The sequence below is a fragment of the Rhizobacter sp. P2_H2 genome, assembly GCF_056403375.1.
The window spans coordinates 1-6574 of sequence record NZ_JBFUFP010000224.1 but is presented as its reverse complement, the minus strand read 5'-3'; the positions used below and the strand labels follow the sequence as shown (position 1 = coordinate 6574).

General features: G+C 70.0%; 7 protein-coding genes. 4 read left to right on the top strand and 3 right to left on the bottom strand.

Annotation, left to right across the window (positions count from 1 at the left end; all coding sequences use genetic code 11):
- Positions 1-63: 63 nt before the first annotated feature.
- The 3 genes from AC1D15_RS13880 to AC1D15_RS13870 form a co-directional block, all read right to left on the bottom strand.
- Positions 64-705, bottom strand: coding sequence for a glutathione S-transferase family protein (locus AC1D15_RS13880; protein ID WP_477826439.1), 642 nt, complete (start codon positions 703-705; stop codon positions 64-66).
- A 68-nt stretch (positions 706-773) separates the two neighbouring features.
- A complete protein-coding gene (locus tag AC1D15_RS13875; protein WP_047508207.1) occupies positions 774-1484 on the bottom strand; it encodes a helix-turn-helix transcriptional regulator in 711 nt (236 codons plus the stop codon).
- A gap of 12 nt (positions 1485-1496) precedes the next feature.
- On the bottom strand, positions 1497-1880 hold the full coding sequence (locus tag AC1D15_RS13870; protein ID WP_477826438.1) for a VOC family protein: 384 nt from the start codon (positions 1878-1880) through the stop codon (positions 1497-1499).
- Between the two features lie 102 nt (positions 1881-1982).
- Between AC1D15_RS13870 and AC1D15_RS13865 the strand changes: the two genes are divergently transcribed.
- The 4 genes from AC1D15_RS13865 to AC1D15_RS13850 all read left to right on the top strand — a co-directional run.
- Positions 1983-3302 carry an Nramp family divalent metal transporter gene (locus AC1D15_RS13865; RefSeq protein ID WP_477826437.1) on the top strand — a complete coding sequence of 440 codons (1320 nt, stop codon included), beginning with the start codon at positions 1983-1985 and terminating at the stop codon, positions 3300-3302.
- Between the two features lie 431 nt (positions 3303-3733).
- Entirely contained in the window at positions 3734-5551 is a 1818-nt protein-coding gene (locus AC1D15_RS13860) for a carbamoyltransferase family protein (RefSeq protein ID WP_477826436.1), read from the top strand.
- Positions 5552-5586: 35 nt separating this feature from the next.
- Positions 5587-5769, top strand: coding sequence for a DUF5989 family protein (locus AC1D15_RS13855; RefSeq protein WP_047508213.1), 183 nt, complete (start codon positions 5587-5589; stop codon positions 5767-5769).
- A gap of 11 nt (positions 5770-5780) precedes the next feature.
- The coding region (locus AC1D15_RS13850; protein ID WP_477826435.1) for a hypothetical protein at positions 5781-6574 on the top strand (794 nt) is incomplete at its 3' end.

The window sequence follows — 6574 nt, the reverse complement described above, 5'->3', positions numbered from 1 at the left end:
GCTCAGGGACATCCATCCTCATCAACATGAAGGAGAAGCGCCACACCAAGCGGCGCCCCGCCTTCAGACCAGCGGCGGCTGCAGCCCCTCGCTCGCATACATCCGCTGCACCGCCGGCCGCGCCAGCACGCGCTGCACGTAGGCGCCGAGTGCCGGCAGCGTGCGCGCCGGCCGGTGGAAGTTGCGCGTCCAGCGGCACAGCATCAGCGCGTATGGGTCGAGCGCGCTGTACGCCTCGCCCAGCAGCCACGGCTTGCCGTGCGATGCCAGCTCGGCCTCGAGGAGGTCGATCAGCGCGCCGACGCGTTCCTCGGCACAGTCCTTCACCTGTGGCACCACCTCGGCATCGCGCACGTAGCGGTCCGGGTAGAAGTACGAGATCAGCGCCGGCTGCAGCGAGTTGGTCAGCCACATCAGCCACTTGTAGAAGTGCGCCCGCTGCGGCGTGCCGACGGCCGGTGCCAGGCCGGCCTGCGGGTGCGTGTCGACCAGGTGCAGGCAGATCGCCGCGCACTCGTACAGCACCAGGTCGCCGTCGACCATCACCGGGATCAGCCCGTTCGGGTTCATCTTCAGGTACTCGGGCGAGCGCAGCGCGCCCTTCTCTCTCTCGACGCGCACCAGCTCGAACGGAATGCCGAGTTCTTCGAGCAGCATGTGCGGCGCCATGCTGGCGTTGCCGGGGAAGTAATACAGCTGGATCATGGGAGGGCAGGGCAGGGTGTGGGGGTCCGCCATCTTAGAGGGCCGCCCTCCGGCGCCCTGCCCGTCGCTCAGGCCGCGTTCGCGTTGCGGTGCGCCTCGGCCGCCGCCTCGTTGTGCCGGAACAGGTCGGCCAGCGTCTTGCCGGGCTCGTCGCGGAACGCGGTGTCGGTGACGATCAGCTCGCGGATGCGGTCGACGCGGAAGCTGCGAAAGCTCTCGCGCGTCTCGCACCACGCCGCCAGCGTCCACACCGCGCCCCAGTAGAAGCAGCCGAGCGGGCGCACGGTGCGCTCGGTGCTGACCTCCTTCAGGTCGACGTACTGCAGCTCGACGCGGCGCCGCGATTCGGCGGCCAGCCGCAGCAGCTCCAGGTGCGAGCGCGCCCGCGGATCGAACTCGAAGGTGGGCGCGTACAGCGCCAGGCTCTCGGCCGCCGCGCGCGCCGCGCTGGGCAGCACCGACAGGATCTTCGACAAGGCCGCGTCGGCACGCGCCGCGAGTGCCGCATCGATGCGCGGCTGCGCAATGCGCACCGCCGCCACCAGCGCCTGCGCCTCCTCGCCGGTGAACATCAGCGGCGGCAGGTCGAAGCCGGCGCGCATGCGGTAGCCGACGCCGGCCTCACCCTCGATCGGCACGCCCTGCAACTGCAGGTCGGCGACGTCGCGGTACACCGTGCGCGCCGACACCTCGAGCCGCTCGGCGATGAACTCGGCCGTGGTCAGGCGCCGCCCGCGGACGAGCTGCACGAGTTGGAACAGGCGGTCGGCACGGCGCATGGTGGGCGGATGCTACGCCAGCGCGTGCAGGCCGATGCGGTTGCCTTCGCTGTCGGCGATGTGGGCGAAGCAGCCCATCTCGCCCGGCAGCGTCACCTTGGGCGTGGTGATCGCGCCGCCGGCGGCCTGCACCCGCTCGAGCACCGCATCGAGCGAGGGCTGCGCGTTCAGGTAGACGATGGTGCCCATCTGCGACGGCGGCGCGACCCGGTCGCCGGCGATCAGGCAGCCGCCGACGCCCGGCTGGTCGTAGCCGAACACCGCGAGCGTCACGTCGCCCATCGGCTCGCGGCGCAGCGTGGTGGCGAACAGCTTCTCGTAGAAGGCCTGGGCGCGGTCGAGGTCGGTGACAGGGATCTCGAACCAGTTGAGGGCGCTGCGGATGGGGTCGGTCATGGCGGTCTCCGGGTGGACGGGTTGCGTGGCTTGGAACGGAGCCGCGATGCTGCGCGGCGGCTGCTGACAACGTGTTGTCAGCAGCCGGCAGAATGCGATCCCATGTTTTCATTGMCGCGCACCGCCACCGCCCCGTTCTGCCCGTCCGAGGTGCGCGGCAGCATCGCGATCCCCGCGCAGGCGCCGCTGTGGCGCAAGCTGCTGCGCGTCGCCGGCCCGGGCCTGCTGGTCTCGGTCGGCTACATGGACCCCGGCAACTGGGCGACCGACATCGAGGCCGGCTCGCGCTACGGCTACGCGCTGCTGTGCGTGGTGCTGCTGTCGAGCCTCGCGGCGATGCTGCTGCAGACGCTCTCGCTGCGCCTCGGCCTGGTCGCCCGCAAGGACCTCGCACGCGCCTGCCGCGACCACTACCCGAAGGCGACCAGCCGCGTGCTGTGGATCCTGGCCGAGCTCGCGATCATCGCGTGCGACGTGGCCGAGGTGCTGGGCAGTGCGCTCGCGCTGCACCTGCTGTTCGGCGTGTCGCTGGTCACCGGCATCGTGATCACCGCGTTCGACACGCTGGTCGTGCTCGGGCTCAAGGGAAAGGGATTCCGGCAGGTCGAGGCGATCGTGCTCGGGCTGATCGTCACGATCGGCGCCTGCTACGCGGTCGAGCTCGCGCTGGTCGGGCCCGACTGGCGCGCCGTCGCGCAGGGCTTCGTGCCGCGCCTGTCGGCCGTCGAGAACCCGCAGGCGCTGTACCTCGCGATCGGCATCCTCGGCGCCACCGTGATGCCGCACAACCTGTACCTGCATTCATCGATCGTGCAGACGCGCCACGTCGCCGGCGACGACGCGAGCAGGCGCGAGGCGATCGGGCTGTCGACGCTGGACACCGTGGTCTCGCTGTCGCTCGCGCTGCTGGTGAACGCGGCGATCCTGACGCTCGCGGCCGCGGCCTTCAACGGCAGCGGGCACACCGAGGTCACCGAGATCCAGGATGCGTACCACCTGCTCGACCCGCTGGTCGGCGGCGTGTTCGCCTCGGTGCTGTTCGGCGTCGCGCTGCTGGCGGCCGGGCAGAGCTCCACCTTCACCGGCACCATCGCCGGGCAGGTGCTGATGGAAGGCTTCCTCGACCTGAAGATCCCGTGCTGGCAGCGCCGCCTGATCACGCGCGGCCTCGCGCTGCTGCCGGCGCTGGGCGGCGTGCTGTGGCTGGGCGACGCGGGCGTCGGCAAGCTGCTGGTGGCGAGCCAAGTGGTGCTGAGCTTCCAGCTGCCGTTCGCGATCTGGCCGCTGATCCGCTTCACCAGCGACCGCGCGCTGATGGGCTCGTTCGCGAATGGCCCGTGGCTGAAGACCGGTGCGTGGACGCTGTTCGTGCTGATCAGCGCGGCCAACCTGTGGCTCGTGTCGGCGGTGTGGCGTCCCTAGAAGCGTCCCTGAAAATAAGGGTTGCAGCATCCAGGGGGCTTCGTTATTCTGCGTCGGCCAGTGCAGTCAACAGCAACTTAACCAGGAGTTGTTCATGCGCAAGCCGATGGGGCACACCGCCCACGAGCTTCACACTGCAGTACCGCATTCCGCATTCCTGCCAGCACGCCCATCGGTGTGCACGTCGATGACCCCACTCGGTCGCCCGACACCCTCCCCCCGACTGAGCCCATCGGCTCACTGAAGTCCGCGACCATCCGCTGAGGCACGTCCCACACGTGCCGGCGGCACGGCTGTACGCGATCGACCGCCTAGAGCGGCCGCGCGCTTTCCCTTGCAGTTCGCCGTTGCAGTCCCCCGCAGTTTCGTTGTCGCTGTTGCGCAGCAGTTCCGTTGCAGTTCGTCCGCAGTCAGCCGTTCGAGGATGACCCATGAACATTGTCGGTCTGTCGTATGACTTCCATGATGGCGCCGCCTGCGTGGTGCGCGATGGCGTGCTGGTCAGCATGGCCTCCGAGGAGCGCTACACGCTGCAGAAGCACGACAGCAGCTACCCGGCGCTGTCGCTGGCGGCGCAGCTGCGCGAGCAGGGCCTGGCGCTCGACGAGGTCGACGAGGTCGTGTTCTACGAGCAGCCCGGCCCGAAGTACTCGCGCGTGCTGACCAACGGCTTCGCGCGCTTTCCGCGCGGGCTGCGTGATTTCGTCTCGGCCAACCGCAGCTGGCTGCGCGACAAGCTCTGGACGCGTGCCGCGCTGAGCTCACGCTTCGGCGTCCCGCCGTCGCGCATCCACCTCGCGGCGCACCACCATTCGCACGTCGCGCAGGCCTTCTACGCCTCGCCGTTCGACGAGGCCGCGGTGCTGGTGCTCGACGGCATCGGCGAGTGGGATTGCACGACGCTCGCTTATGCAAGTCGAGATGCCAGCCGCGACGCGAGCCAGGGCCTCCAGATCCTCGAGCAGTACGAATACCCGCATTCGATCGGCCTCGTCTATGCCGCCTTCACCGCCTACCTCGGCTTCAAGCCGAATTCCGGCGAGGCGAGCACGATGGCGCTGGCCGCCTTCGGCAAGCCGCGCTTCGTCGAGGCGATGCGCCGCGTGATGCGCAGCGAGCCCGACGGCAGCTACGCGATCGAGGTGTCGCACTTCAACTTCGACGGCGACGCGTCCACGCTGTTCGCCGCGCCGCTGATCGCCGCCTTCGGCCCGCCGCGCGATTTCCGCCAGCCGTATGCGTTCGATTCGCTGGCCGACGGCCCGCAGCAGGTGCCCGACGACGACCAGCGCTGCGCCGACATCGCCGCGAGCCTGCAGCACGTGCTGGCCGAGGTGCTGCTCGGGCTCGCGTCGCGCCTGTCGCGCCAGACCGGCTCGCGCAACCTGTGCTTCGCCGGCGGCGTCGCGCTGAACTGCCTGGCCAACACCGAGCTGATCGAGCGCAGCGCGTTCGAGCACTTCTTCGTGCCGCCGGACCCGGGCGATGGCGGCGCGGCCTTCGGCGCGGCGATGCTGCGTGCCGCGCAGCACGGCCCGGTGCAGCCGATCCGCCACCCGTACCTCGGCTCGTCGCATGCGAACCGCGATCTCGAACCGCTGATCGACGCCGATCCCTCGTTCAGCTTCCTGCTCGGCCACCAGGCGCTTGGCGCGCTGCCGGCCGCCGGCATCGGCAGCACCCGCTACACCGACGAAGACCGCCTGCTCGACGAGGTGAGCCAGGCGCTGGCCGACGGCGCGATCGTCGCGTGGGTGCAGGGCCGCTTCGAGGTCGGCCCGCGGGCGCTCGGCAACCGCTCGCTGCTGGTGCATCCCGGCAAACTCGACACGGTGCGCCGCATGAGCCGCAGCGTGAAATCGCACACCCACTTCCGGCCGTATGCGCTGTCGATCACCGCCGAACAGGCCGAGCAGGTGCTCGACACCCGCTGGGTCGGCGAGCCGGTGATGAAGTGGATGCAGACCATCTGGCCGGTGCGCGAGGCGTACCGCACGCAGCTGCGCGGCGCGATCCACGCCGACGGCACGACGCGCCCGCAGGTCTGCACGCGCGACGACAACCCGCGCTACTGGGCGCTGCTGAACCGCTTCGGCCAGCACAGCGGCGTGGCCGCGCTGCTGAACACCTCGCTGAACGAGCGCTCGCTGCCGATGGTCGGCCACCCGCGCATGGCACTCGCGATGTTCGCCCGCACCGGCATCGACATGCTGGTGATCGACGACCTGGTGCTGCGCAAGCGCTACTGAACTGACCGACGTTGCCACCCCGCAAGGAGAACCCCATGAAGATCGTCTGGATGATCCAAAGCATCTCCGCGTCGCTGCGCGACATGGTGGGTGCGCTCGCGCAGCGGCGCCAGCGCTGGCTGCTGATCCTGCTGCCGGTGCTGCTGGTGATCTCGGTGCTGCTGGCGATCGTGTCGTCGTCCGGCGCGCTGGCACCGTTCCTGTACCCGCTGTTCTGAATCCCCGGTCCATGCGCAAGCAAACCCCGCTCGCCCTGAGCTTGTCGAAGGGTCGGACCGAGCCCGTCGAAGGCCCGTCGTCCGCGCAGCGGCGCAGCCGACGCGCAACGGTCGCCGGCACCCTGCTCGAATGCCTGGTCGTGCTGGCGGTGGTCGCGCTGCTGCTCGAAGGCATGAGCCGCATCGTGCACCTGAACAAGCGCCCGGCGATCCCGGCCGTCAGCGACGCCGACGGCGCGCTGCGCATGCCGGCCGGCTTCGACGCGACGATCCAGCTCGCCGGCCGCGAGCCGTTCGCGCTGTGCACCGATGCGCAGGGCCTGCGCGTGGCCGACTGCAGCGCGGCCACGCTCGCGGCCGAGACCGACGTGCTGGTGGTCGGTGATTCGCAGGCGCTCGGCTGGGGCTTCGATTTCGGCAAGACCTTCGGTGCGCTGGTCGCGGCGGAGCTGCCCGGCCGCCGGGTCGGCAGCGCGCGCCTGATGGCCGCGGCCGCCACCGATGTCGAATCGCTGCAGTCGTGGGCGAGCGACTATCGCCATCACCGCGAGGGCGGGCAGGCCACCGCGCCGCTGCTCAACATCGTCTCGCTGAACCTCGGCAACGACCTCGACGAGATGTTCTTCTCGCGCAGCAGCGTGACGATCCCGCGCTTTCGCGCTGCACGCGAATGGCTGGCGGTGCACAGCACCGTGATGGCCGACTTCACGATCGCGAAGAACGCGCTGTTCAATGCCGAATGGCAATCGCCGCCGGGCGCCAACCCGGTGCTGTTCGCGCTCGACGACGCCGAGCGCGCCACGCT

What these genes read in the sequence shown, in the direction of transcription:
- AC1D15_RS13880 (WP_477826439.1), bottom strand. Translation starts at nt 705, where the DNA reads ATGATCCAGCTGTATTACTTCCCCGGCAACGCCAGCATGGCGCCGCAC.
- AC1D15_RS13875 (WP_047508207.1), bottom strand. Translation starts at nt 1,484, where the DNA reads ATGCGCCGTGCCGACCGCCTGTTCCAACTCGTGCAGCTCGTCCGCGGG.
- AC1D15_RS13870 (WP_477826438.1), bottom strand. Translation starts at nt 1,880, where the DNA reads ATGACCGACCCCATCCGCAGCGCCCTCAACTGGTTCGAGATCCCTGTC.
- AC1D15_RS13860 (WP_477826436.1), top strand. Translation starts at nt 3,734, where the DNA reads ATGAACATTGTCGGTCTGTCGTATGACTTCCATGATGGCGCCGCCTGC.
- AC1D15_RS13855 (WP_047508213.1), top strand. Translation starts at nt 5,587, where the DNA reads ATGAAGATCGTCTGGATGATCCAAAGCATCTCCGCGTCGCTGCGCGAC.